Genomic DNA, 904 nt, shown 5'->3' with positions numbered 1-904 from the left:
TCTTCCCGAGACGTCCTGTGCGCAAGGCGGGACTTCAGAAGGCTTCCGGCAGCGGTGACGTTGTCGGCGTCGAACAACAGCGCCCTGCCGGTCGCACGGCCGTGAAGGTTCATCTGCTCCTCGATGGCCTGCCGCAGGTTCTGCACGATATGGAACCGGTCAGCGACCTGCTTCGCCTGCGGTGCCCCTTGTCGTGCAGCCTGGGCGTAGAGACCGCAGCGATCTCTGCTGATCACTTCAACCTCGGGGTGTCGTTTCAGCCAGTTGGTGCAGGTGACGACATCTCGATCCTCGAGAATGTCGATGACCACGCGACGCTCCAGATCCACAATGATCGTGCCGTAGGTTTGCGACTTCCGCCAGCTCCAGTCGTCGATCCCAATGACCGTCGGCGGCTCGGCGGTACCTTGAGCACGCTTCTTCAACTGCCTGAGCACCGTGTCATCGCTGATCCGAAGGCCCAAACGGTGCAAGAGCCGCTCGGCAGGCCGCCCGCCGGCCGCATGCCCAAGATGGCTGACAATCTCGCCGACACGCGAGGTCCGCCGCGCAAAAGGACGCGCGATCGAGGCGATTTGGTCTGAGAAAGTCCGGCGTGGGCATGCGTGTGCCTGACATCGCCAACGGCAAATCGCGAGATCAACCGTTACCTCTTCTCCATGCGCGGGATAATCCTGCAGCCGCCGACGCCGCCAGCCGTGGCGTCGACGTGAATGCAATCCACAGTCTGGGCAAATGCCGTTGGGTGTCAGACTGCCCGATACAATCCACCCGCCGGATTCACTTCGCTCGACGCTTTGAACCGAAACTTCGCCCCCGGGCGACCAGCGCTTCTTCGAACTCACAACTATCCCTCCTGAATTTTCCAGTTTCAGGATAGTTGCGCCACACAGAGTGAGGCAGA

Annotated in this window: 1 protein-coding gene; it reads right to left on the bottom strand. The window is 61.4% G+C overall.

Annotation, left to right across the window (positions count from 1 at the left end; all coding sequences use genetic code 11):
- On the bottom strand, positions 1 to 845 hold an 845-nt coding region (locus PUT78_RS23670; protein ID WP_420793567.1), incomplete at its 3' end, for an ISL3 family transposase.
- Positions 846 to 904: the final 59 nt, after the last annotated feature.

The organism is Roseinatronobacter alkalisoli (genome assembly GCF_028745735.1).
Taxonomy (GTDB): domain Bacteria; phylum Pseudomonadota; class Alphaproteobacteria; order Rhodobacterales; family Rhodobacteraceae; genus Roseinatronobacter; species Roseinatronobacter alkalisoli.
Note: the sequence above shows the minus strand (reverse complement) of the source record. Positions and strands in the feature narration are given on the sequence as shown.